This is a genomic window from Streptomyces sp. SCL15-4, assembly GCF_033366695.1.
Classification (GTDB): domain Bacteria; phylum Actinomycetota; class Actinomycetes; order Streptomycetales; family Streptomycetaceae; genus Streptomyces.
In genome coordinates this window covers 1,747,766-1,770,793 of sequence record NZ_JAOBTQ010000001.1, presented here as the reverse complement: position 1 = coordinate 1,770,793, position 23,028 = coordinate 1,747,766, and the positions used below count along the sequence as shown (strand labels likewise).

Here is a 23,028-nt window from a genome sequence, read left to right as displayed (position 1 = left end):
GGACGGCACCCCCGCCGGGCCGATGGTCAGGCGGCCGCGCAGCTCTGGCCGCCCAGCTTGAACGAGGCCGGTACGGTGTTCGTACCCGCCCGGCTGCCCGTGAAGCCGAAGGCCACCGACGAGCCCGCCGCCACGGTGCCGTTCCAGCTCACGTTCTTCACCGTGACCGCGGTGCCGGACTGGCTGTAGCCGGCGTTCCACATCTGCGTGACCTTCTGGCCGTCGGCGAAGGACCAGCCGAGGGACCAGCCGTTCCAGGCCGCCGAGCCGGTGTTGGTGAGCCGCACGTCGGCCTGGAAGCCGTCGGCCCACTGATTGGTGATCTTGTAGCTGACGGTGCAGGCACCCGTGGGCACCGGCGTCGGGTCCGTGCCGCCGCCTCCGTCTCCGCCGCCTCCGCCGCTCGTGTCGGAGGTGTCGCCGTAGATGACGCCCCGGCCGTTCGTCGACACGTACACCCGGCCGTACACCCGAGGATCACCCGTGATGGCCGCGCCGGTCCAGCCCCACTGGTGGGCGTCGTCGTTGATCCGGGTCCAGGACGCGCCCTTGTCCGTGGACCGGAAGATGCCGCGCACCCCGCCGATCTTCGCGCTGGTGTACAGCGTCTGGTACGAGGCGTCCGGCGCGGCCTTGCCGAAGCCGATGGTGTCGGCCTGCTGCACGTTCGCCGACTTGGTGAAGCTCCCGCCGCCGTCGGTGGAGTGCCACAGCCCGTAGGCGCCGTCCGCCGCTCCGCCGGCCAGCCATACGTCGCCCCTGGTGCCGGGCAGCGCCTTGAAGCGCACGCTGTCCCCGCTCGGCAGGCCCGTGGCGGCCGAGGCGGTGAAGGTCGCCCCGCCGTCCGTGCTGACGTAGAACTTCCCGGACTTGAAGCCGTAGAAGGTCTTCGCGTCGACGCGGTCGGACTCGACGATCGCGCCCGCCGGGATGCCGGCCGACTCCGCCCAGGAGGTGCCGAAGCCCGTGGTGTGGCGCACGCCGGTGCCGGCCGGACTCCACACGAACCGGCTGCCGTCCGCCGCCGCCGCGACCGTCCCGCCGCCCGAGACCCCCGAAGGGTCCGTGCCGGCGAACCAGTTGGCGCCGTTGTCCGTGGAGAACGCGATGTGCGGGCCGGAGTCCAGGTCGCCGACGCGGACCACCGTGTCCGGGTTCGCCTCGGCGAAGTCCAGGCCGGTGGTCGTGGTGAAGGTGGGCGAGGTGTACATCATGGACGGCACCGCGGTCAGGTCCGTGTGCCGGAAGCCGCCGATGTCACCGAGGGCGCTGAAGAGCCGGGCGCCGCCGGAGGGCGGGGCGGCGAGGTCGTTCACCGCCGTCTCCTCCAGGCCCCGCACCATCGGCTTCACACTGAACTGTCCGCCGCTGTCCCACTTCGTGAGGTCCTCGGTGCCGTAGACCGTGGCGCCCGTGCCGAACATCATGCGGGCGGAGTCGAACGGGTCGATCTCCAGCGCCTCCGTCATCCAGCCGAGCTTCGGGCTCTGTTCGGGCGGCGAGGGGTGCGCGCCGAAGGTGAGCCACGGCGATGAGGACACGTCCATGGTGTAGCGGTTGGCGCGGTCGGGGTACGACGTGTAGTCCCAGGCCTTCGTCCAGGTGGCGCCGCTGTCGGTGGACCGGAACAACTGGGTGTCCGGCCACCAGGAGCTGTAGGCGGTGGCCATGAGGGTGGACGGGTGCTGCCGGTCGACCGTCAGTCCGCTGAAGCCGAAGTAGGTGTCCGCCTCCGCGACCGGGCTGATGTCGGTCCAGGTGCCGGTGGCCGTCGCGTACCGCCACAGCCGGCCCTTGCCGCCGTCGTAGGGGCCGCCCGTGTCGCTGTAGGCGAGGTACAGGTACCCGTTCACGGCGTCCAGGACGCCCTTGTGCGCCAGGTATCCGGTCGGCTGGCCCGCGAGCCTCGTCCAGGTGGCGCCCGCGTCCGTCGAGCGGTAGACCGCGTTGTCCTTGTCGGCGACGCCCACGTAGACGATCTTCGTCGCGGTCCCGGACGTGCCGGTCGACTCGTCGAAGGTGACCCAGACGATGCCCTGGTTGTCGCTCGCGTATCCGCTGGTGTCGCTCGGGTCCTGCCGGTAGGTGCCGGGGTTGGGGAAGCTCGTCACCTGCGACCAGGTCACCCCGGAGTCCGTCGACCGCCACAGGCCCTTGCCGCTCGGCGCGCCCAGGTACAGCACGCTGTTCTTGTTCGGGTCGACCGCCAGCCGCTCGCCCATGCCGCGGCCGGGCATGTTGCCGCCGAGCTTGAACGGCAGGTCGGTCTTCTGCCAGCTCGCGCCCCGGTCGGCGGAGCGCAGCACCGCTCCGTCGGTGGGGTCCCAGCTGTTGGTGTACGTCCCGACGGCCGCGTAGACCTTGTCCGGCTGGACCGGGTCGGAGGCGAGGCTCACCACGCCGGTGTGGCCCCACTCGTTCCAGCCGACCGAGTCCAGCAGCGGGGTCCAGGTCTTGGTCGACTGCTGCCAGCGGTAGGCGCCGCCGATGTCGGTGCGGGCGTAGGCCAGGTTCTTCTCGGTGCGGTTGAAGACGATCCCGGGGACGAAGCCCCCGCCGTCGACCCGGGCGTTCTTCCAGGTGTAGGTGTCGGCGGCCAGTGGCGGGGCGGACGTGGCCGCGGCCAGTGCGGGCGGGGTGCCGGCGAGCAGTCCGGCGGCCAGCGAGAACGCGGCCACGAGGATGCGGGTTCTGCGCACGGTGGGGCTGCCTTTCCTGACGGAGACGCGAAAAGGTCACGGAGGTGGTGGTGCGGACGGGCCGGGCGGCCCCCCTGTGCGGTCGGGGGCCGCCCGGCCCGGGTGGCCCCGCCGCCCTGTGGCGGGGCCGGGTACACGGAGCGCCGGCGGGGACTATTCGAGCAGCTCCGCGTACGAGCCCATGGCCGTGGCGATGTCCGCCTGGGCCCAGAAGCGGTGGTACGTGAACACGGGCGCTGCGCCGCCCTTGAGGTAGGCCTCGATCTTCGACCAGTTCGGGTCGCTCTTGTAGAAGGACCGGAGCGAGGAGAACGTGGACGAGGAGTTGATCGCGTCGCCGTTCGGCATGGTGCCGGTCCAGCCGCTCGGCACGTACACGCTGTCGTTGAACCGGCTGTAGTCGGTCCGGGTCTCCGGCACGGCGACACCGAGGCTGTCCTGGTAGTTGTTCCACATGCCGTCCAGCAGCGCCTTCGCCGTGGACTTGGCCGTCGCGTCACCGGACTTGGCGGCGTAGTACGTCAGCGTCTTGGCGTAGGAGGCGGCCACTCCGACGTCGTCGGTGTAGTCGGCGACCGTGACGTGCAGCCCGTTGTTGGAGCCGGGGCTGGAGGCGTTCCAGGTGTCGGGCTGGCCCGACCACTGGAGGGTGGAGGGGATGCGGTAGGTGCCGTCCGGGTTGATCGTGGTCTTGGACAGCGCCCACTTCACCCACTTGTCGAGGATCGCCTTGGCCTGGGCGTTCCCGGTCTGCTGGTAGTACTCGGCGACCCGTTCCATCGACCACGCCTGGAAGCCGAACCACTGGTTGGACGGCGGGTCGTGGTAGACGGGAGCCGGGTCGTAGGCCATGCCGTAGAAGGTGGAGGTGCCGGTGGGCGGGCTGGCGTAGCGGCCGGCCCAGCTGTTGGTCGCGCCGCCCGCGATGCCGCCCTCGGACGACTGGAGCCACTGGTAGAACTCCAGCTGCCGCTGGAGCGACTTGCTCCAGTCGGTGGCGCCGGTGGCCGACTTGGGCTTCAGGTCGGCGACGGAGCTGAGCGCGTAGGCGGCCAGGGGGTTCTGGTAGCCGCCGTGGACATGGCTGGAGCCGATCCGCCAGGCCCAGCCGGCGGAGGTGTCCGTGGCGCCGCCCCAGGCGTAGTACCAGGACAGCAGGTAGTGCGAGGCGTCCTTGCCGGTACCGGCCGGGCAGGACGGGCTCGTGCAGTTGCCGATCTTCTTGAAGTACTTGTCGTACATCGCGTACCGCAGGTAGTCGCCCATCTTGGCGGCCTTGGCGACCGTCGCGGACACGTCCCCGCTCTTGCCCTGCTGCTTGGCCCACAGGTTCGCCCAGTAGGCGGCCTGCACGGCGCGGGAGTCCGCGTCGGGGGCGTTGGTGTACTTCCACTGCTTGGCGTAGGAGCTGTCGCCGGTGAACAGGTCCAGGTAGCCGTTCTTGCCGCCGTACTTGAAGGCGTCGCAGGTCGGCTGCGGGACCGTCTCCCAGACGGACTCCTGCGAGCCGCGCTGGAAGGTGTTGATGAACGACGGTCCGGTGGCGGTCGGGCCGGCCTCGCACTTGCCGGGCTCGTTGCCGTAGCCGTAGACGTTGTCCACGTCCTGGATCCAGTGCATGCCGTAGACGTCGTCCGTGCCGTACGCGCTCTTCAGCTCACCGGCGATCGGGTCCGAGCCCACCGACACCGAGGTGTCCAGCTTGGCCGGGTACTCGTTCGGGGTGTCGTACTCGGGCGCGTAGGTGGCCGGCTTGGAGGCGTTGTAGAAGGAGTTCGTCGGCTGGTCGGCGTGCGTGGGGATCATGTACTTCTCCATGATCTCCCAGGCGCCGTTGAACTTCGACCAGTCGCCGGTGACCTTGCCGTACATCGCCTGGAGCCACAGCAGGTAGCTGTACGCCTCGGAGGTGGTCTCGTGACCCTGGTCCGGGGCCTCGACGATCAGCGTCTCCACCGAGTGGTACGGGATGCCCTCGGGGGAGAAGTAGCCGTTCGCCGGGTTGGTGATCTTCCCGTACAGGTCGAGGAAGCGGGCGTCGTACGCCTTCGCCGCGGGCAGCTCGGTGACCGTGACCGTCGCCTTGGCGTGGCCGGTGGCCGACGCGGTGAAGGTCGCGCTGCCGGTGCCGGAGGAGTCGGCCGTGATGGTCACGGTCTGCGCGGTGTTCCAGTTCGACGGGGTGAAGGTCAGCGACGAACCGCCGGTCACGGACAGGCCGGTGTTGCCGTCCGTGCGAGCCGTGCTCACCGTCACGTTCGCGCTCGGCTGCGTGGACAGCTTCACCGAGAACGTGCCCGACTTGCCTTGCTGCACGCCCAGTTGGGACGGCGAGGCGACCACGGCGGGGCCGGAGGCCACCGTGATGCCCACCGGCGTGGAGGTGCCGGACGCGCCCAGGCTGTCGTACGCCTTCGCCACCAGGGAATGACTGCCCACGGCCAGACTGGACGCCGAGAGCGAGTACGGCGCGCTGGTGTCCGTGCCCAGCAGCGTGGTGTCGTCGTAGAACTCCACCTTGCTGATGGTCGCGTTGTCGGCCGCCGCCGCGGTCGCCGCGAGCGGTACGGCGTCCCCCTGGCCGTAGACCGCGCCCGCGCTCGGGCTGGTCAGCACGGTCACCGGGGGCTGGTGGGCGCCGGCACAGGTGGTGCCGTTGACGGCGAAGGACGTGGGAGCGGTGTTGGCGCCGCTGTAGGTGAACTGCGCGCCGGTGGAGACGGCGGCGCCCGCGGCGATGGCGCCGTTGTACGAGGCGTTCTTCACGGTGACCGACTGGCCGGACTGGGACCAGGTCCCGTTCCAGCCGCTGGTCAGCTTCTGGTTGCCCGCGTAGGCGTACGTCAGCGTCCATCCGTTGACGGCGTCCGTACCGCGGTTGGTGATCGTGAGGTCGGCGGTGAAACCCGAGCCCCAGTCGTTGGTCTTGTAGTCGACGCTGCACTGCACGGCGGCCGCGTGGGCGGTCTCCGTGCCGGTGGCGAGCATCGACAGCGGCAGGGCCGCGGCGGCGGCCACCGCCGTCCACAACCGACGCACGGTTCTGCGTCTGCGTCCAGGATCCATGTGCTGGTTCCTCCTTGCGGCTGCGGCTCGGGGAGAAGTCAAGGCTTGAACCAGTGGGAGCGCTCCCATAGTGAAGACGAGGTAACGGACGGTCAAGACCTAGACGATGCGAAAAGATTCGACCGGCCCGATCGCGAAAAAGTAAAGCAACCCCCCTGGGCTTTCCGGCCAGTTGGCGCTACCTTCCTTCGCAACCAGTGGGAGCGATTCCATCAGTCGACGCGTCGTCAGGACGCGCCACACTGCGAGGACTCGCTCATGCGTCACCCCCCGCGTTCAGTACGTGCAACCGTCGCCGGCCAGTGGGCGAAGGACTTCCAGGGTCCGGTGAGGACCCGGTCCGGCCGCGCCACCGGTCCGGCCGCACTCCGGCCGGACGGCGCCGGCCGCCGCCCGCCCGGCTCGCACCGCTCCGGCGGGGCGGCGTGCCGCGACGGCCTCGGCCAGTGGAACACCCGCGAACCCACCGACCCGGCGGGCGGACTCCCCGCCGCCCGCCCCGCCTCCGCCTGCGACGGCACACCCGCCGCGTACGGCGCCGGGCCGCGCGACCACCCCCGCGCCGTCCATCCGTAGTTCCCCGACACGGCACCACACACCCACAGCACACCGAAGGACACCCGCACTCATGAGTCGTACCAGAACATCACTGCTCGCCGCCCTGGCGCTGGTCGCCGGGGCCTCCGGGACGGCGATCGGCATGCAGTCGGCCTCGGCCACTGCCGCCGCCGTCCCCTGCACCGTGGACTACAAGGTGCAGAACCAGTGGAGCACCGGCTTCACCGCCGCGGTGACCGTCACCAACAACGCGCCGGCCAAGTCGAGTTGGTCGCTGAAGTGGTCGTACGCCGGTGACCAGAAGGTCACCAGCGGCTGGAACGCCAAGCTCAGCCAGAGCGGCACCGCGGTCACCGCCGCCAACGAGAGCTACAACGGCGCGCTGGCCACCGGCGGTACGGTCAGCTTCGGGTTCCAGGGCAGCTACAGCGGCACCAACGCGGTGCCCGCCACGTTCACGCTCGACGGGGTCACCTGCAACGTCGACAACGGCGGGGGCGGCGACAACGGTGGCGGCGGGGACAACGGCGGCGGGGGCGACAACGGCGGCGGCGGCACCTCCGGGCGCGTCGACAACCCCTACGCCGGCTCCAAGGTGTACGTGAACCCGGAGTGGTCGAAGCTGGCCGCCGCCGAACCGGGCGGCAGCCGCGTCTCCAACCAGCCCACCTTCGTCTGGCTGGACCGCATCGCGGCCATCAACGGCGTCAACGGCGGCATGGGCCTGCGCGCCCACCTGGACGAGGCCCTGAAGCAGAAGGGCTCCGGCGAACTGGTCGTCCAGCTGGTCATCTACGACCTCCCCGGCCGTGACTGCGCCGCCCTCGCCTCCAACGGCGAACTCGGCCCGACGGACATCGACAAGTACAAGACGCAGTACATCGACGCCATCGCCTCGATCCTGTCCGACGCCAAGTACGCGGGCCTGCGCATCTCCGCCCTCATCGAGCCGGACTCGCTGCCCAACCTGGTCACCAACGCCGGCGGCACCAACACCACCACCGACGCCTGCGTGACCATGAAGTCCAACGGCAACTACGAGAAGGGCGTCAGCTACGCGCTGGACAAGCTGGGCAACCTCTCGAACGTCTACAACTACATCGACGCCGGTCACCACGGCTGGCTCGGCTGGGACACCAACCTCGGCCCGACCGCCCAGGAGTTCTACAAGGTCGCCACGACCAACGGCGCCAGCCTGAGCGACGTGGCCGGCTTCATCGTCAACACGGCCAACTACAGCCCGACCAAGGAGCCCTACTTCAAGGTCTCCGACAGCGTGAACGGCCAGACCGTCCGCCAGTCGAAGTGGGTCGACTGGAACCAGTACGTGGACGAGCAGTCGTACGCGCAGGGCCTGCGGGACAAGCTGGTGGCGTCCGGGTTCAACTCCGGTATCGGCATGCTGATCGACACCTCCCGCAACGGCTGGGGCGGGACCGCCCGGCCCTCCGGCCCCGGCCCGCTGACCTCGGTCGACAACTACGTCAACGGCGGCCGCATCGACCGGCGCATCCACGTCGGCAACTGGTGCAACCAGAGCGGTGCCGGACTCGGCGAACGGCCGACCGCCGCTCCCGCCGCCGGGATAGACGCCTACGTGTGGGCCAAGCCGCCGGGGGAGTCCGACGGAGCCAGCTCCGCCATCAGCAACGACGAGGGCAAGGGCTTCGACCAGATGTGCGACCCCACCTACGGTGGCAACGCGCGCAACGGCAACAACCCCTCGGGCGCGCTGCCCAACTCGCCGCTGGCCGGGCACTGGTTCTCCGCCCAGTTCCAGCAGCTGATGCAGAACGCCTACCCGCCGCTGTCCTGACGCGGTGACTCCGCCGGGGCCCGCCCGACCCCCGGGCCCCGGCGGTCCGTTCCGGCATACGCGTTTGCCGGAACGGCAACGGAAGTGGCCTCCGGCCGGTGCGCCGTCGCACCCTGACGGCAACCGGACGAAAGGCTGACCACCATGGCACACGTACACCACGAGCAGCAGCACCGGCACGACACCGGGCACGGCCACGGTCATGGACACGGGCACGGCACGGACATCGACTGGAACGAACTGGCGCCCCTGCTGGAATCGCAGGCGGAGCTGCTCGCTCCCGTCTACCGGCAGGCCATGGCCTGGCTCGCGCGGGAGGTGGCCGAGCCGGGCCTCGTCGTGGACGCGGGCAGCGGCCCCGGCGTCGTCTCCTGCCTGTTCGCCGAGGCGTTCCCCGGCGCCCGGGTCGTCGCCGTCGACGGCACCGCGCCGCTGCTGGAGCGGGCCCGCGACCGGGCCGCCCGGCAAGGCGTCGCCGACCGCTTCGACACCGTCGCCGGCGACCTGCCCGAGGCGCTCGGCCGGCTGGACCGCCCGGCCGACCTGCTGTGGGCCAGCCGCAGCCTGCACCACCTCGGCGACCAGCGGGCCGCGCTCGCCGCGTTCGCCGGCCACCTGGCCCCCGGCGGCACCCTAGCCCTCCTGGAGGGCGGACTGCCCTCCCGCTTCCTGCCGCGCGACCCCGGCATCGGCCGCCCCGGCCTCCAGGCCCGGCTCGACGCGCTGGAGGAGGAGTGGTTCACCCGGATGCGGGCCGAGCTGCCGGGCTCCGTCGCCGAGACCGAGGACTGGCCCGCCCTGCTGACCGCGGCCGGCCTGGCGCACACCGGCACCCGCACCTTCCTGCTCGACCTGCCCGCCCCGGTCGACGACCGGGCCCGCGCCTATGTCGCCGCGCACCTGTCCCGGCTGCGCGAGGGAGTCGGCGAGGCGCTGGATGCCGACGACCGCGCCACCCTCGACCGGCTCCTCGACCCGTCCGACCCGTCCAGCGTGCACGTGCGGCCGGACGTGTTCGTGCTCGGCGCGTACACCGTGCACACCGCCGTCCGCCGGGGCTGATCCGGCACTTGACCTGAAGTGCTCTCCAAGTGATGGACTCCGGGCGTTCATCGACGCACAGGGGGCCGCACACATGACCACGAACGACTCTCCGGTCGCGCTCATCACCGGCGGCGGCAGCGGGATCGGCGCCGCCGTGGCGCGGCGACTGCTGGCGGCGGGACACCGGGTGACCGTCACCGGGCGCGGCGAGCGCCGGCTGCGGGACTTCGCCGAGAGTCTCGGCCGTCCCGGAGGGCTGCTGACGCTGGCCGGCGACGCCTCGGACTTCGCCGACGTCCGGCACGCGGTCGACCGCACGCTCGAGGCGTACGGCCGGCTGGACACGGTCGTCGCCAACGCCGGCTTCGCCACCCACGACACCGTCGCGGACGGCGACCCGTCCGGCTGGAGGGAGATGGTCCTCACCAATGTGCTCGGTCCGGCCCTGCTCATCCGGGCCTCGGTCGGCGCGCTGAAGGAGACCCGGGGCCGGATCGTCCTCGTGGGCAGCGTCGCCGGGTTCGTGCACGGCCCGGGCAACCTCTACGGCGCCACCAAGTGGGCGGTGACGGGACTCGCCGAGAACACCCGGCGGCAGGTCACGGAGTTCGGTGTAGGGGTCACCCTGGTGGCCCCCGGCCGGGTGGAGACGCCCTTCTGGGACGGCTACGGCAGCCTGCCACCGGGCCACCTGCTGACCGCCGATCAGATCGCCGACTCGGTTCTCTGGGCGATCCGGCAGCCGGCCGGGGTAGACGTCAACACGGTGGTCGTCCGCCCGGTGGGCCAGCCCACCTGACGGACGACGGGCCTCAGTTGGCGGCCAGGAACTGCTTGGCCAGCTGGTCTCCCAGGGAGACCGCGGCGCTGTGGCTCTCTATGGGGGAGACCTTGGAGTTCTTGAACAGGATGTAGGTCACCCCCGAGTCCGCGCCGCCGGTCTCCGGGTCCGGGTCGATGCCGAGCGCCTTGGCGGTGGCGTACGACGCCTCGCCGATGATCTTCGAGGGGCCGGTGTCGCCGACGACGGCGTACTCGACCTTGTTGTTGTAGATGACGGCGACCACACCGCCGCCCTTGATGCCGGCGCCCGAGTAGTCCCAGACGGAGCTGGCGCTGGGCACCACGACGTACGGCAGCGTCTCCGCCTTCAGCGGCTTGCCGTCGGACTGGTGGAAGGCGGTGTCGTCCTGGAACCAGGGGTCGCGGTCCTCGTTGCAGTTGGTGGTGCGCTGGCCGTCGCAGTCGATGTCCATGTCGGCCTTCCAGAACACCGCGCCGTTCTTGCCGCACACGGGGACCGTGGCCGAGGTCTCCTCGTCGGTCCGGTACTTGCCGTTGGAGATCTGCGAACAGGAGGTCACCTTGGCGAGCAGGTCGGCGGCGCTGACCGTGCCCTCCTGCGCGGACCTCGGGGAGGCGGCGGCGGAGGCGTGGGCGGGCAGCAGGCCGGCGGCGAGCAGGGCGGTGCCGGAGGCGGCGGCGAGGGTGAGGGTTCGGAGGCGCACGGTGGGACCCTTCTGTTAGGAAAGTTTCCTTACCGGATGCGTTCCACCGTGCCCCGGCGGCATGCCCTCGTCAACCCCCGGGTCGCGAACGGATGAAACGCGGGCGCATTGCGGTGATCCGGGTAGCTGGAGAGACTGGTGGGGTCGGATACGTCCCAGAGGTTCGACTCGATCCGCGGTCGCCGTTTCCGGAGGCGAGTCCCATGTTCGTACGCGCGGTGTACGCGACCGGTGATCCGGCACTGCTGGACACGGCCGTCCGGACGCTGAACAGCGAGGGGCGGGACCTGCTGGAGGAACGCCCGGGATACCGGGGCGCGGGAATCTTCGTCGACCGCGACGTCGGCAAACTCCTCACGGTGAGCTGGTGGGAGACCGAGCAGGCGCGGCACCACAGCGACGAGGTGATGCGCGAACGGCGCGAGGCGCTGCTGGAGCCCTTCGCCGGCACGGTCTCGGTCGCCCGCTACGAGGCCGCGGTCTCCCACCGGACCGAGCACCCCAGGCCGGGCAGCCGACTGCGCGCCGCCCGGCTGGAGTTCGACCCGCGCGACGCGGACCCGGTCGTCGACGCCTTCCGGGCCACGGTGGTGCCGCGGGCCGAGTCGTTGCCGGGCCTGTGCCGGATCTCCCTGCTGCTCGACCGCGAACACGGCCGGGCCGTGGCCGGCACGGTGTTCCGCGACCGCGCCGCGCTGGCCGCCTCGCGCGCGGCCCTGGCGGCCGTGCGCCACGAGGCGTCGGCCGAGGCGCGCGTCGACGTGGTCGGCCTGGAGGAGTTCGAGGTCGTGTACGCCGACGTGCGCCTCGACTGAGCCGCGCGTCGCGCCGGGCCGGTGGTCAGGCCAGGTCGAAGGCGGCGGGGTCGGGGCCGATGCGCCGGTCCTCGTTGAGCGCGCTGATCGCCGCGAGGTCCTCGTCGTCCAGGCTGAAGTCGAACACCGCGATGTTCTCCTTGATCCGCGACGGCGTCACGGACTTCGGGATCACGATGTTGCCGAGCTGGAGGTGCCAGCGCAGCACGACCTGGGCCGGGGTGCGGTCGTGCTTGCGCGCGATGGCCACGATCGCCGGCACCTCCAGCAGGCCCTTGCCCTGGCCGAGCGGCGACCAGGCCTCGGTGGCGATGCCCTGCTCCGCGTGGACGGCGCGGGACTCGCGCTGCTGGAGGTGCGGGTGCAGCTCGATCTGGTTGACCGCCGGGACGACCGAGGTCTCCTCGGCCAGCCGCCGCAGGTGCTCGGGCAGGAAGTTGGAGACGCCGATGGCACGCACCCGGCCGTCGGAGTACAGCTTCTCGAACGCCTTGTAGGTGTCGACGTACGTGTCCCGGGACGGCAGCGGCCAGTGGATCAGGTACAGGTCGACGTAGTCGAGCCCCAGCTTCGCCAGCGACGTGTCGAAGGCGCGCAGCGTGGCGTCGTAGCCCTGGTCGCTGTTCCAGAGCTTGGTGGTGACGAAGATCTCCTCGCGCGGCAGGCCCGAGCCGGTGATGGCCTTGCCGGTGCCCTCTTCGTTGCCGTAGATCGCGGCGGTGTCGATGCTGCGGTAACCCGCCTCCAGCGCCGTGGCGACGGCTCGCTCGGCCTCGTCGTCCGGCACCTGCCAGACGCCGTATCCCAGCTGGGGCATCTCGACGCCGTTGTTGAGGATGATCGGGGGGACGTTGCTGCTCACGAGCCTCTTGGTCCTTCGCTTGTCGGCATGTGTCTCTCCCATGGTCAACGATCACGGGCCGTTCCGCATTCCTGACCGCGCGATCCACCCCTGCCGAAGGCCCGCCGAGGTGCCCGGGGCGAGGCGTCAGGCGCGGTAGAGAGCCTCCACCTCGTTCTCGTACGCCTTCTCGATCGCCTTGCGCTTGAGCTTCAACGACGGTGTCAGCAGCCCGTGTTCCTCGGTGAACGGCTGGGCCAGGATGCGGAAGGTGCGGATCGACTCCGCCTGCGAGACGAGCGTGTTGGCGGCCACCACCGCCCGCCGCACCTCCGCCTCCAGATCCGGGTCGCGCACCAGCTCGGCCGAGGTCATCCCCGGCTTGCAGCGCATCTGGAGCCAGTGCTCGACCGCCTCCTGGTCCAGGGTGACCAGGGCGGCGATGTAGGGGCGGTCGTTGCCGACCACGATGCACTGGCTGACCAGCGGATGCTCGCGGACCCGCTCCTCCAGCACGGCCGGGGAGACGCTCTTGCCGCCGGAGGTCACCAGGATCTCCTTCTTGCGGCCGGTGATCGTCAGATAGCCGTCCCCGTCCAGCGCGCCGAGGTCGCCGGTGGCCAGCCAGCCGTCGTGCAGGGTCTCGTCGGTGGCCTTCTGGTTGTTGAGGTAGCCCTGGAAGACGGTGCCGCCGCGCAGCCAGATCTCCCCGTCGTCGGCGATGTGCACGGTCACGCCCGGGATCGGCGGGCCCACGGTGCCGTAGCGGGTGCGCCCGGGCGGGTTGGCGGTCGCGGCGGCCGTGGACTCGGTCAGGCCGTAGCCCTCGTAGATCTGCACGCCCGCGCCCGCGAAGAACAGGCCCAGCCGGCGGTCCATCGCCGAGCCGCCGGACATCGCGTTGCGGATGCGGCCGCCCATCGCGGCGCGGACCTTGGAATACACCAGCTTGTCGAACAGCTGGTGCTGCATCCGCAGCCCCGCCGACGGGCCCGGCCCGGTGCCCCACGCCTTGGCCTCCACCGCCTCGGCGTACCTCACGGCGATGTCGACGGCCTTCTCGAACGGCCCCGCCCTGCCCTCGCGCTCGGCCTTGCGGCGGGCCGCGTTGAACACCTTCTCGAAGATGTACGGCACCGCGAGGACGAACGTGGGCCGGAACGCCGCCAGGTCGGGCAGCAGGGCGGCGGCGTGCAACTGCGGCTGGTGCCCGAAGCGGACCCGGCCGCGGATCGCGGCGACCTGGACCATCCGGCCGAAGACGTGCGCCAGCGGCAGGAAGAGCAGTGTGGACGCCTCGTCGCCCTTCCTGGAGTGGAACACCGGCTCCCACCCGCGCAGCACGGTGTCCGCCTCGCACATGAAGTTGCCGTGGGACAGCAGGCAGCCCTTGGGCCGGCCGGTGGTGCCGGAGGTGTAGATGACGGTGGCGACCGAGTCCGGGGTGACCGCCTGCCGGTGCCGGTGCACCACCTCGTCGTCCAGGTGCGCCCCCGCGTCGTACAGCTCCTGCACGCAGCCGGCGTCCAGCTGCCACAGCCGGCGCAGCCGCGGCAGCCGGTCGATGACGGTGGCGACGGTCATCGCGTGGTCCTCGTGCTCCACGACCGCCGCGGTCACCTCGGCGTCGTGGAGCATCCAGAGACACTGTTCGGCCGAGGAGGTGGGGTAGACGGGCACCACCTGGGCGCCGACGGTCCACAGCGCGAAGTCGAAGAGGGTCCACTCGTAGCGGGTGCGGGACATGATCGCCACGCGGTCGCCGAAGCGGATGCCCTCGGCCAGCAGGCCCTTGGCGAGGGCCATGACCTCGTCGCGGAACTCGGCGGCGGTCACGTCCCGCCAGTGCCCGGCGGCGTCCTTGCGGCCGAGCGCTATGCGCAGCGGATCGGTCAGGGCGTGCTCGAAGACGATGTCGGCCAGACCGCCCGCGGGCGGCGGCGACACCAGCGCAGGGTTGGTGAACTCGCGCAACCTCGCTCCCCGTCTCTCGCGCCTCGGCGTCGTCGGTCCACGCACCGCGGCAGCGCGGTGAAAGCTACCTCACACGATCGGTGCGCGGGAGGGGTACGGAAGCCGGGCAAACCTCGCGTTCCGCCCGGACGACCCCGGGGAAATGCCCGCACATGGGGAAGGGCCGGACACGTTACCGACGGGTCCGTAAGTTTCGGTACCGTAATCTCCACCGAATCTGTACGCGCCGATTACGGGGACCGCCGTTCCGGGCGGCCGTGCCGGTCAGCCGGCGCTGCGGCGCAGGTGTTCGCCGCCCGCCAGGACCGCCGCCGCCAGCGCGTTCGCGGCGTCCTCGGCCGGGCCCCGGCGGCGGCCGTGGACCAGCACGAAGTCGACCTTGCCCAGCTCGGGCAGGGCCGCCCGGTCCGGCAGCCGGAACAGGCCCGGCGGGATCAGCCGCCGCGAGTGCGCCATCACCCCGAGTCCGGCCCGGGCCGCCGCGATCAGCCCGTTGAGGCTGCCGCTCGTGCACACGATCCGCCAGGGACGGCCCTGCCGCTCCAGTACCTCAAGGGCCCGGGCCCGGGTGATGCCCGGCGGCGGATAGACGATCAGCGGAACGGGCCGGTCCGCCTCCAGCCGCAGCCGCTCGGCGCCGATCCACACCAGGTCGTCCCGCCATACCAGCTCACCGCGCGGGTCCTCCGGGCGCCGCTTGGCCAGCACCAGGTCGAGCTTCCCGGCCGCCAGCCGTTCGTACAGGGTGCCGGACAGCTCCACGGTCAGCTCCAGGTCGACCTCCGGATGGTCGTAGCGGAAGCCCTCCAGGATCTCCGGCAGCCGGGTCAGCACGAAGTCCTCCGAGGCGCCGAAGCGCAGCCGGCCCCGCACCCGCGTGCCGGAGAAGAACGCCGTCGCCTGCTCGTGCACCTCCAGGATGCGGCGGGCGAACCCGAGCATCGCCTCGCCGTCCTCGGTCAGCTCCACCGAGTGGGTGTCCCGGGAGAACAGCTGCCGGCCGGCCGCCTCCTCCAGCCGTCGCACGTGCTGGCTGACCGTGGACTGGCGCAGGCCCAGCCGCCGGGCGGCCTGGGTGAAGCTCAGCGTCTGGGCGACCGCCAGGAAGGTGCGCAGGTGCGTCGGCTCGTACACCCTCGGAGCCTAGCGCGGTCATCACGAAACGCGATGGCAGTCAGAGCGGTATACCGGATTCCCGATCGACGGTGGCAGGAGGACGATGGAGAGGGGCCCTGCGGGCCCGGGACCGTACGACACAGAGCGACCCGAACGACACAGAGCGACCCGACCCAGAACAGCAACCGGACACAGAACAGACGGAGCACCGTGACACGCCTGCGCCGGCCCAGTTGGCTGCCGATCGACCCGTACATCGTGCTGCTGCTCGGGACGGTGGGGCTCGCCGCCCTCCTCCCGGCCCGGGGCACCGCCGCCGACGTGGCCTCCGGCGCCTCCACGGCCGCCATCGCCTTCCTCTTCTTCCTCTACGGCGCCCGGCTGTCCACCCGGGAGGCGCTGGACGGACTGCGCCACTGGCGGCTCCACCTCACCGTGCTGATCTGCACCTTCGTCGTCTTCCCGGTGTTCGGGCTGGCCGCCCGGGGCCTGGTGCCGGTGCTGCTGACCCAGCCGCTCTACCAGGGCCTGCTGTTCCTGACGCTGGTGCCGTCCACCATCCAGTCGTCCATCGCGTTCACCTCCATCGCCCGCGGCAACGTGCCCGCGGCGATCTGCGCCGGGTCCTTCTCCTCCCTCGCCGGCATCGTCCTGACCCCGCTGCTCGCGGCGGGGCTGCTCGGCGGCGACGCGGTCGGGTTCTCCACGGACTCGCTGCTGAGGATCGTGCTCCAGCTGCTGGTGCCGTTCGTCGCCGGTCAGGTGCTGCGGCGCTGGATCGGGGAGTTCGTCACCCGGCACAAGAAGGTCCTCGGCCTGGTCGACCGCGGCTCCATCCTGCTGGTCGTCTACACCGCGTTCAGCGAGGGCATGAACCAGGGCATCTGGCACCAGGTCAGTCCCGTGCGGCTGGCCGCCCTGCTCGGCGTGGAGGCCGTCCTGCTGGCGGTCATGCTGGCCCTGACCTGGTACGGCGCCAAGGCGCTCGGCTTCGGCCGGGCGGACCGGATCGCCGTGCAGTTCGCCGGGTCGAAGAAGTCCCTCGCCTCCGGGCTGCCGATGGCGAGCGTCCTGTTCGGCAGCCACGCCTCCCTGGCCGTGCTGCCGCTGATGCTCTTCCACCAGATGCAGCTGATGGTGTGCGCGGTCATCGCCAAGCGCCGGTCCCACGACCCGGAGGCGGCCGAGGACGCGTCCGCGGAGCCGGCGGACGCGCCGCGGGGATCAGCCGCGGACCCGGTCCAGGGGCAGCCACAGAACCGTGTCCTGCGCTGACCGCAGCACGTCCGGGTCCGTCAGCTCCTCGTCGGCGAGCGCCCGGTCCCAGACCCGCACCTCGTCCAGCGCGCCGGTGAGGAAGGCGCGGCCGTCCACGCGCTGACCGAGGTGCACGCCGAAAGGCGAGTTACGGCTGACCGAGCCCGGCTTGTCCGCCGTGGTGACGGCCGTGCCGTCGACCGCCAGCGACAGCAGCCCGCCGCCCCGGCGGAGCACGGCGTGGTGCCACCGGCCGTCGTTGTAGGCGGCCTGGGTGCGCACGGACGCGGACTGCGGCGCGGCGGCCCCGTTCCGTACCGTGATCAGCGCCTGCACCCGGTCGCTCGCCGGTTCCCCGCGCAGCCACACCTGCGGCTGGCCGGTGCCGGTCCCGCCCATCCACAGCAGCGGCTGCTCCCCGGCCGTCGCCGTGTACCGGAACCACAGCGACACCGTGAAGTCCCGCGTTCCGAGGGGGAGAGCGGCGCGGTACGGCAGCCGGACCGCGTCGTCGGTCCCGTCGAAGGCCAGCGCGCCGCCGGACACGCCGTCGGTGTCCTCCGGGCCGCCGAGCACCGCCGCCGGGCGGGCGTGCCGGGCGAGGTCGGGGGTGACCGGGCCGGGGCCGCGGCGCGGGGCGAGCCGGTCCTCGGTGAAGCGGGCGAAGCGGATCTCGTCGCGGGCGTCCACCGCCCCGCCCTCGTACAGCAGGCCGATCCCGGCGGAGCCGATGCGGACCAGATCCGAGTAGCCGGACCAGTCCGTGGTGACGACCGTGCCGCGGTCCGTGCCGTCCCAGGTCCGCCCGCCGTCCCAGGAGGAGCGGATCATCATGGTGCGGCGCCGGTCGGGGTCGCCGGGGCAGGCGAGCAGCAGCCGGTCGCCGAGGCGCAGCAGCGAGCCCTGCACCTGCGGGGTGTACAGGTCGGGCAGGCCGCGGAAGGGCCCGGTGAAGGCGGTGCCGCCGTCGCGGCCGACCGCCTGGGTGCGGTGGCCGAGGTCGGTGCCGTCCTGCTCCCGCCCGCTGACCAGGACCGAGCCGTCCGCGCGCTCGGCGAGGGTGAGTTCGGAGGGCTTCTGCCGGAAGGTGCCGTCGGCGGCGACGGGCCAGGTGTCGGTGGCGCCGATCCGCCAGTGCCCGCCGTGGTCGTCGCTGACGATCAGCGCCGCGTGGTTGGCGGTGACCCTGGTCCCGTCCCACGTCTCGGTGTTGACGCCGAAGACCAGACGGCCCGCGTACCGGCCGCGGGTCAGCTGGATGCCGTGCACGGGGCCGGTGGCGTACCAGGAGTTCCAGTCGGCGGGCAGGATCTCGGGGCTCAGATCGCGCGGCGCGGACCAGGTCTCGCCGTCGTCGTCGCTGTACTGGAGGTGCGGGGTGCGGTCGCACGGGACCCGGCAACCGGCGCTGTCGGTACGGCCGGTGTTGTACGTCTGCGCGAGCCAGATCCGGCCGGTGTCGCGGTCCACGACCGGCGCGGGGTTGCCGTGGGTGTCGCCGGCGCCCTCGGTGACGACCCGCAGCGGGCCCCAGGTGCGCCCGCCGTCGGTGGAGCGCTTGAGCACGATGTCGATGTCGGCGGCGTCCCCGCAGTTGAGGACCCGGCCCTCGGCGAAGGCCAGCAGCGTGCCGTCGGTGGTCCGTACGATCGCCGGGATGCGGAAGCAGGCGTAACCGGGGTCCTGGGCGGCCTTGAACAGCACCTGCTGCTCGAAGTCCGGTGTCGCAGAGGCCGGTTGGGCGTGGGCCGGTGGAGCGGGCAGGAACGCCAGGAGCAGTCCGGCGGCGGCGAGGGCGGCGGTGGCGAGTACGGAACCGGGACGGGCGCGGAGGTGTGACGGCACGGTGCGACCTGCCCTTCGTCGGCCGGACAAGCGGACATCCGGACATCCCACGTCCAACGTGCGTGCTCCCGAAGGTAGTTCGGGGGTGCGCGGCTCACAAGGAGCGTGCACTCACGGGCACAGCACGACTTTGCCGAGGTTGGCCCGGCCGGTGATCACCCGGTGCGCGGCCTCCGCCTCTTCCAGGCCGAACTCCGCGTGCACGGCCGGCCTCAGGACGCCCTCGGCGTGCAGCCGCCACAGCTCCCGCCGCCACCGCTCGTACACCTTCGGCCGCTCACGGGCGAGCAGCGCCATCTGGAAGCCGGTCACCGACTTGGCGCCCACCAGCAGGTCGTACGCCCGGATCGTGCCGCCGCCCGAGCTGTAGGCGACCAGGCGGCCGTGCGGGGCGAGCGCGGCCAGGGCCGGGCCGAGCAGCTCGCCGCCGACGGCGTCCAGGACGCAGTCGACGGGCTCGCCCCAGCCGTCGTCGTCGTACCGGACGCAGTCGTCCGCGCCGAGGGAGCGGACGAAGCCGGCCTTCCCGGCTCCGGAGACGGCCCCGACCACCCGGGCCGCGCCCCGGGCCCGGGCCAGCTGCACCGCGAGGTGGCCGACGCCGCTCGCCGCCGCCGTGACGAGGACCGACTCGCCCGGCGCGAACCGTGCCGCCTCCAGCGCGCCGTACGCCACCAGGCCGCTGCGCACCAGCGCGACCGCGGTGACGAAGCCGGCGTCGTCCGGCACCGGCGAGGCCATGGCCTCGTGGACCACGGCGAAGTCGGCGTACCCGTGGCCGAAGCACAGCCCGGTCACCCGGTCGCCGGCCCGGAAGCGGGCCGTGCCGGGGCCGGCCGCCACCACCTCGCCCGCGACCTCCCCGCCCAGCGGCACCGGCCCGGCGGCCTCGGCCACCTTGCGGACCATCGGCAGGGTGACGCCGACGGCGGCGCAGCGCACCAGCAGCTCGCCGGGGCCGGGCTCGGGGACGGGCGCCTCCTGGAGGACCAGGGGGCCGCCGGCGGACTCGTACCGGACGCGACGCATCGCACACCTCCTCGGGCCGGGCACACCGGCCCCGTCGGCCGTGGGGCCGGTCGTGGGGAACACCCATGAATTCGTTGGGAGTCCCAACGGTAGAGGAGGTTCGGTTCATTGGGAAGCCCAATGATTCTTCGGTTAGGCTGCCGTCATGGCCGAAGCACCCCTGCCCGCGATCCGTTCCCTGCCGAGCTGGCTCCTGGGGCGGGCCGCCGCCCGGGGCCGCGCCCTGGTCGCCGAGGCCCTGGCGGCCGAAGGGCTGAAGATGTGGCACCACGTCGTGCTCTCCGCCGTCCGCGACCTCGCTCCGGTCGCCCAGGCCGACCTCGGCCGCAGTGTGCGCCTGGACCCCAAGGACGTGGTCGGCATCCTGAACGACCTCCAGTCCCGGGGCCTGGTCGAGCGCGCACCCGACCCCCGCGACCGGCGCAAGAACGCCGTCTCCCTCACCGGCGACGGCGCCCGGCTCCTCGGGCGCTGCGAGAAGGCCGCGCGCGAGGCCAACGACGAACTGCTGGCCCCCTTGTCGGCCGCCGAACGGGAGCGGTTCATGGGGATGCTGGCCCGGATCTCGGGCACGCAGGACTGACGGCGCCGCCCCGCCGCCCCCGTCAGCCGCGGGCGGCCGGTTCGCGCAGGGCGATCCGGTGCTCGCCCGCGTACACGTTCATCGAGGTGCCGCGCAGGAAGCCCACCAGGGTCAGGCCGGTCTCCGCGGCCAGGTCCACCGCCAGCGACGACGGCGCCGAGACGGCCGCCAGCACCGGGATGCCCGCCATGACCGCCTTCTGCGCCAGTTCGAAGGAGGCCCGCCCGGAGACCATGAGGATCGTCCGGGACAGCGGCAGCGCGTCGTTCCGCAGCGCCCGTCCCACCAGCTTGTCGACCGCGTTGTGCCGGCCCACGTCCTCGCGGGTGTCCAGCAGCTCCCCGTCCTCGTCGAACAGGGCCGCCGCGTGCAGACCCCCGGTCCGGTCGAACACCCGCTGGGCCGCCCGCAGCCGGCCGGGCAGGTCCGCCAGCAGCTCGGGAGCGACCCGCAGCGGGGGAGTGTCGGCGATGGGCCAGCGCGCGGTCGTCCGTACGGCGTCCAGGCTGGCCTTGCCGCACAGGCCGCACGAGGAGGTGGTGTAGACGTTGCGCTCCAGGGTGAAGTCCGGGAGGACGACACCGGGAGCGGTGCGCACGTCGACCACGTTGTAGGTGTTCGAGCCGTCCGCCGTGGCGCCCGCGCAGTAGACGATGTTCCGCAGGTCCGCCGCCGTGGCCAGGACGCCCTCGCTCACCAGGAAGCCGGCCGCCAGCGCGAAGTCGTCGCCCGGGGTCCGCATGGTGATCGCGAGCGGCTTGCCGTTCAGCCGGATCTCCAGGGGTTCCTCCGCGACGAGCGTGTCCGGCCGGGTGGAGACCGCCCCGTCCCGGATGCGCAGGACCTTGCGTCGTTCCGTGACTCGTCCCATGTGTCTCATTGTCCGGTACACGGGGCGTGGAGGACCGGGCGGGGTGCGGGCCGTGCGGTGGGCCGTTTTATATGGACGTCCGACAGTCTGACCGGAGCCGACAATCCCGACGCCGGTTTCCTGTGGCCTCACCTGCCGCCGTACCCGCCGGTCACTGGCCACACTGGTGGATCCCGCCACCCACGGCAACGAGGGGATTCCCGCATGAACGGCTCGCGCATCGTCGCCATCGGCCACTACCAGCCCGCCCGGGTGCTCACCAACGACGACCTGGCGGCCATGGTCGACACCAGCGACGAGTGGATCCGCAGCCGGGTGGGCATCCGGACCCGGCGCATCGCCGGCCCCGACGAGCCCGTGGACGAACTGGCGGCGCACGCCGCCGCCAAGGCCCTCGCCGCGGCCGGCCTGACCCCGGGCGACATCGACCTGGTGCTCGTCGCCACCTCCACCGCCGTGGACCGCTCCCCGAACACCGCTGCCCGGGTCGCCGCCCGGCTCGGCATCCCGGGGCCCGCCGCGCTGGACGTCAACGTGGTCTGCGCGGGCTTCACCCACGCGCTCGCCACCGCCGACCACACCCTGCGGGCCGGTGCCGCCACCCGCGCCCTGGTCATCGGCGCCGACAAGATGTCCGACGTCACCGACTGGACCGACCGCAGCACCTGCGTCCTGGTCGGCGACGGGGCCGGGGCCGCCGTGCTGACCGCGTGCCCGCCGGGGACCGAGCCCGGCATCGGGCCGGTGCTGTGGGGATCGGTGCCGGAGATGGGGAACGCCGTGCGCATCGAGGGCACTCCGCCCCGGTTCGCGCAGGAGGGACAGAGCGTCTACCGCTGGGCCACCACCCGGCTGCCGGCCATCGCCCGCCAGGCCTGCGAGAAGGCCGGGACGGCGCCCGAGGACCTCGCCGGGGTCGTGCTGCACCAGGCCAATCTGCGGATCATCGAGCCGCTGGCCCGCAAGCTCGGCGCCGTGAACGCCGTGGTCGCCCGCGATGTCACCGAGTCCGGCAACACCTCGGCCGCCAGCATCCCGCTCGCCTTCTCCAAGCTGCTCGAACAGGGCGCCCTGCGCAGCGGCGACCCGGTGCTGCTGTTCGGGTTCGGCGGCAACCTGTCGTACGCCGGGCAGGTCGTGCGCTGCCCCTGAGGGTCGGCCGTCGTGCGTACGGCTCCCGCGTGCCCCGCCGTCCCCGCCGCCCGCACCGGCCGTACGGGATCCTGTGCACCGTAGACTGTAGACGAAAGACAATCGATACTGAGCGTCCATGCCCACGCGCCGGACCCGCCAGGAGGACCGCGATGTTGTCGACCGGACTGCCGCAAGGGTCGGTGCCGAGGCTGGAGAGGCCCGGCCCGCTGCGCGAGCGCGTGTACGAGGCGCTGCTCGAACTCATCACCACCCGCGCCCTGCGCCCCGGCCAGCACCTGGTGGAGAGCGAACTCGCCGGACACCTCGGCGTCTCCCGGCAGCCCGTGCGCGAGGCGCTGCAACGCCTGAACACCGAGGGCTGGGTCGATCTGCGGCCCGCCCAGGGCGCGTTCGTGCACGAGCCGACCGAGGAGGAGGCCGACCAGCTGCTCACCGTCCGCACCCTGCTGGAGGCGGAGGCGGCCCGGCTGGCCGCCGCGCACGCGGACAGCGCCGGCATCGCCGTCCTCGAAGAGCTGTGCGCGGAGGGCGAGCAGGCGGTGGCGGCCGAGGACGTGGACCGCGCGGTCGCCCTCAACGCCGCCTTCCACAGCAAGGTGATGGAGCTGGCCGGCAACACCGTCCTCGCCGGGCTCGCCGCCCAGGTGGACCGGCGGGTCCGCTGGTACTACACGCCGGTGGCCCGGCAGCGCGGCCGTCAGTCGTGGGTCGAGCACCGGGAGCTGATCGCGGCCGTCGAGGCCCGGGACGAACAGCGCGCCACGCAGCTGATGCGCGCGCACACCGAGCACACACGGCGGTCGTACCACGAGCGCGAGACCGCCTGAGCGACACCCGCCGGGCGTTCACCC

Annotated in this window: 18 protein-coding genes; 9 read left to right on the top strand and 9 right to left on the bottom strand. The window is 72.2% G+C overall.

Annotated elements, in window-relative coordinates:
• Positions 1-26: 26 nt before the first annotated feature.
• Complete coding sequence (locus SCK26_RS07390; RefSeq protein WP_318200454.1) at positions 27-2,699, bottom strand: cellulose binding domain-containing protein; 2,673 nt, start codon at positions 2,697-2,699, stop codon at positions 27-29.
• A 153-nt stretch (positions 2,700-2,852) separates the two neighbouring features.
• Positions 2,853-5,765, bottom strand: coding sequence for a glycoside hydrolase family 48 protein (locus tag SCK26_RS07385; protein WP_318200453.1), 2,913 nt, complete (start codon positions 5,763-5,765; stop codon positions 2,853-2,855).
• Positions 5,766-6,092: 327 nt separating this feature from the next.
• On the opposite strand from SCK26_RS07385, the gene SCK26_RS07380 reads away from it, so the two are divergent.
• From SCK26_RS07380 to SCK26_RS07365, 4 genes are all read left to right on the top strand, one after another.
• Positions 6,093-6,341, top strand: a complete 249-nt coding sequence (locus SCK26_RS07380; RefSeq protein ID WP_318200452.1) for a hypothetical protein — start codon at positions 6,093-6,095, stop codon at positions 6,339-6,341.
• Positions 6,342-6,393: 52 nt separating this feature from the next.
• Positions 6,394-8,139 (top strand): glycoside hydrolase family 6 protein, encoded by a 1,746-nt coding sequence (locus tag SCK26_RS07375; RefSeq protein WP_318200451.1) that lies wholly within the window; start codon positions 6,394-6,396, stop codon positions 8,137-8,139.
• Between the two features lie 144 nt (positions 8,140-8,283).
• Positions 8,284-9,201 (top strand): class I SAM-dependent methyltransferase, encoded by a 918-nt coding sequence (locus SCK26_RS07370; RefSeq protein ID WP_318200450.1) that lies wholly within the window; start codon positions 8,284-8,286, stop codon positions 9,199-9,201.
• A 73-nt stretch (positions 9,202-9,274) separates the two neighbouring features.
• The gene (locus tag SCK26_RS07365; RefSeq protein ID WP_318200449.1) at positions 9,275-9,982 is read left to right on the top strand and encodes an SDR family oxidoreductase; all 708 of its coding nucleotides are present in this window, start codon (positions 9,275-9,277) and stop codon (positions 9,980-9,982) included.
• A gap of 13 nt (positions 9,983-9,995) precedes the next feature.
• Here SCK26_RS07365 and SCK26_RS07360 read toward each other — a convergent pair whose 3' ends face one another.
• Positions 9,996-10,691, bottom strand: a complete 696-nt coding sequence (locus SCK26_RS07360; RefSeq protein WP_318200448.1) for a glycoside hydrolase family 75 protein — start codon at positions 10,689-10,691, stop codon at positions 9,996-9,998.
• A gap of 203 nt (positions 10,692-10,894) precedes the next feature.
• On the opposite strand from SCK26_RS07360, the gene SCK26_RS07355 reads away from it, so the two are divergent.
• On the top strand, positions 10,895-11,506 hold the full coding sequence (locus SCK26_RS07355) for a hypothetical protein (protein WP_318200447.1): 612 nt from the start codon (positions 10,895-10,897) through the stop codon (positions 11,504-11,506).
• Between the two features lie 25 nt (positions 11,507-11,531).
• On the opposite strand, the gene SCK26_RS07350 is transcribed toward SCK26_RS07355, so the two are convergent.
• From SCK26_RS07350 to SCK26_RS07340, 3 genes are all read right to left on the bottom strand, one after another.
• Positions 11,532-12,368: an aldo/keto reductase gene (locus tag SCK26_RS07350; RefSeq protein WP_318200446.1), complete on the bottom strand. Its 837-nt coding sequence runs from the start codon at positions 12,366-12,368 to the stop codon at positions 11,532-11,534.
• Between the two features lie 126 nt (positions 12,369-12,494).
• A complete protein-coding gene (locus SCK26_RS07345) occupies positions 12,495-14,321 on the bottom strand; it encodes an AMP-dependent synthetase/ligase (protein WP_318200445.1) in 1,827 nt (608 codons plus the stop codon).
• 264 nt (positions 14,322-14,585) lie between these two features.
• Positions 14,586-15,455, bottom strand: coding sequence for a LysR substrate-binding domain-containing protein (locus SCK26_RS07340; protein ID WP_318200444.1), 870 nt, complete (start codon positions 15,453-15,455; stop codon positions 14,586-14,588).
• A gap of 192 nt (positions 15,456-15,647) precedes the next feature.
• On the opposite strand from SCK26_RS07340, the gene SCK26_RS07335 reads away from it, so the two are divergent.
• Positions 15,648-16,712, top strand: a complete 1,065-nt coding sequence (locus SCK26_RS07335) for a bile acid:sodium symporter family protein (protein WP_318200443.1) — start codon at positions 15,648-15,650, stop codon at positions 16,710-16,712.
• Here SCK26_RS07335 and SCK26_RS07330 read toward each other — a convergent pair.
• Together SCK26_RS07330 and SCK26_RS07325 are read right to left on the bottom strand one after the other, a co-directional pair.
• Entirely contained in the window at positions 16,662-18,539 is a 1,878-nt protein-coding gene (locus SCK26_RS07330) for a sialidase family protein (RefSeq protein WP_318200442.1), read from the bottom strand. The genes SCK26_RS07335 and SCK26_RS07330 overlap by 51 nt on opposite strands.
• Before the next feature lie 111 nt (positions 18,540-18,650).
• Positions 18,651-19,568, bottom strand: coding sequence for a quinone oxidoreductase family protein (locus SCK26_RS07325; protein WP_318200441.1), 918 nt, complete (start codon positions 19,566-19,568; stop codon positions 18,651-18,653).
• Positions 19,569-19,713: 145 nt separating this feature from the next.
• Here SCK26_RS07325 and SCK26_RS07320 point away from each other — a divergent pair, with 145 nt between their 5' ends.
• Entirely contained in the window at positions 19,714-20,151 is a 438-nt protein-coding gene (locus SCK26_RS07320) for a MarR family winged helix-turn-helix transcriptional regulator (RefSeq protein WP_318200440.1), read from the top strand.
• 22 nt (positions 20,152-20,173) lie between these two features.
• On the opposite strand, the gene fdhD is transcribed toward SCK26_RS07320, so the two are convergent.
• Positions 20,174-21,022 carry a formate dehydrogenase accessory sulfurtransferase FdhD gene (fdhD, locus tag SCK26_RS07315; protein WP_318200439.1) on the bottom strand — a complete coding sequence of 283 codons (849 nt, stop codon included), beginning with the start codon at positions 21,020-21,022 and terminating at the stop codon, positions 20,174-20,176.
• A gap of 204 nt (positions 21,023-21,226) precedes the next feature.
• Here fdhD and SCK26_RS07310 point away from each other — a divergent pair, with 204 nt between their 5' ends.
• Together SCK26_RS07310 and SCK26_RS07305 are read left to right on the top strand one after the other, a co-directional pair.
• On the top strand, positions 21,227-22,174 hold the full coding sequence (locus tag SCK26_RS07310; protein ID WP_318200438.1) for a beta-ketoacyl-ACP synthase III: 948 nt from the start codon (positions 21,227-21,229) through the stop codon (positions 22,172-22,174).
• A gap of 152 nt (positions 22,175-22,326) precedes the next feature.
• Complete coding sequence (locus tag SCK26_RS07305) at positions 22,327-23,004, top strand: GntR family transcriptional regulator (protein ID WP_318200437.1); 678 nt, start codon at positions 22,327-22,329, stop codon at positions 23,002-23,004.
• The last annotated feature ends 24 nt before the right edge of the window (positions 23,005-23,028 follow it).

Bases quoted from the DNA above. Each gene is read 5' to 3' on its own strand.
- SCK26_RS07385 (WP_318200453.1), bottom strand. From the start codon at position 5,765: ATGGATCCTGGACGCAGACGCAGAACCGTGCGTCGGTTGTGGACGGCG.
- SCK26_RS07375 (WP_318200451.1), top strand. From the start codon at position 6,394: ATGAGTCGTACCAGAACATCACTGCTCGCCGCCCTGGCGCTGGTCGCC.
- SCK26_RS07370 (WP_318200450.1), top strand. From the start codon at position 8,284: ATGGCACACGTACACCACGAGCAGCAGCACCGGCACGACACCGGGCAC.
- SCK26_RS07365 (WP_318200449.1), top strand. From the start codon at position 9,275: ATGACCACGAACGACTCTCCGGTCGCGCTCATCACCGGCGGCGGCAGC.
- SCK26_RS07355 (WP_318200447.1), top strand. From the start codon at position 10,895: ATGTTCGTACGCGCGGTGTACGCGACCGGTGATCCGGCACTGCTGGAC.
- SCK26_RS07325 (WP_318200441.1), bottom strand. From the start codon at position 19,568: ATGCGTCGCGTCCGGTACGAGTCCGCCGGCGGCCCCCTGGTCCTCCAG.
- SCK26_RS07320 (WP_318200440.1), top strand. From the start codon at position 19,714: ATGGCCGAAGCACCCCTGCCCGCGATCCGTTCCCTGCCGAGCTGGCTC.
- fdhD (WP_318200439.1), bottom strand. From the start codon at position 21,022: ATGGGACGAGTCACGGAACGACGCAAGGTCCTGCGCATCCGGGACGGG.
- SCK26_RS07310 (WP_318200438.1), top strand. From the start codon at position 21,227: ATGAACGGCTCGCGCATCGTCGCCATCGGCCACTACCAGCCCGCCCGG.
- SCK26_RS07305 (WP_318200437.1), top strand. From the start codon at position 22,327: ATGTTGTCGACCGGACTGCCGCAAGGGTCGGTGCCGAGGCTGGAGAGG.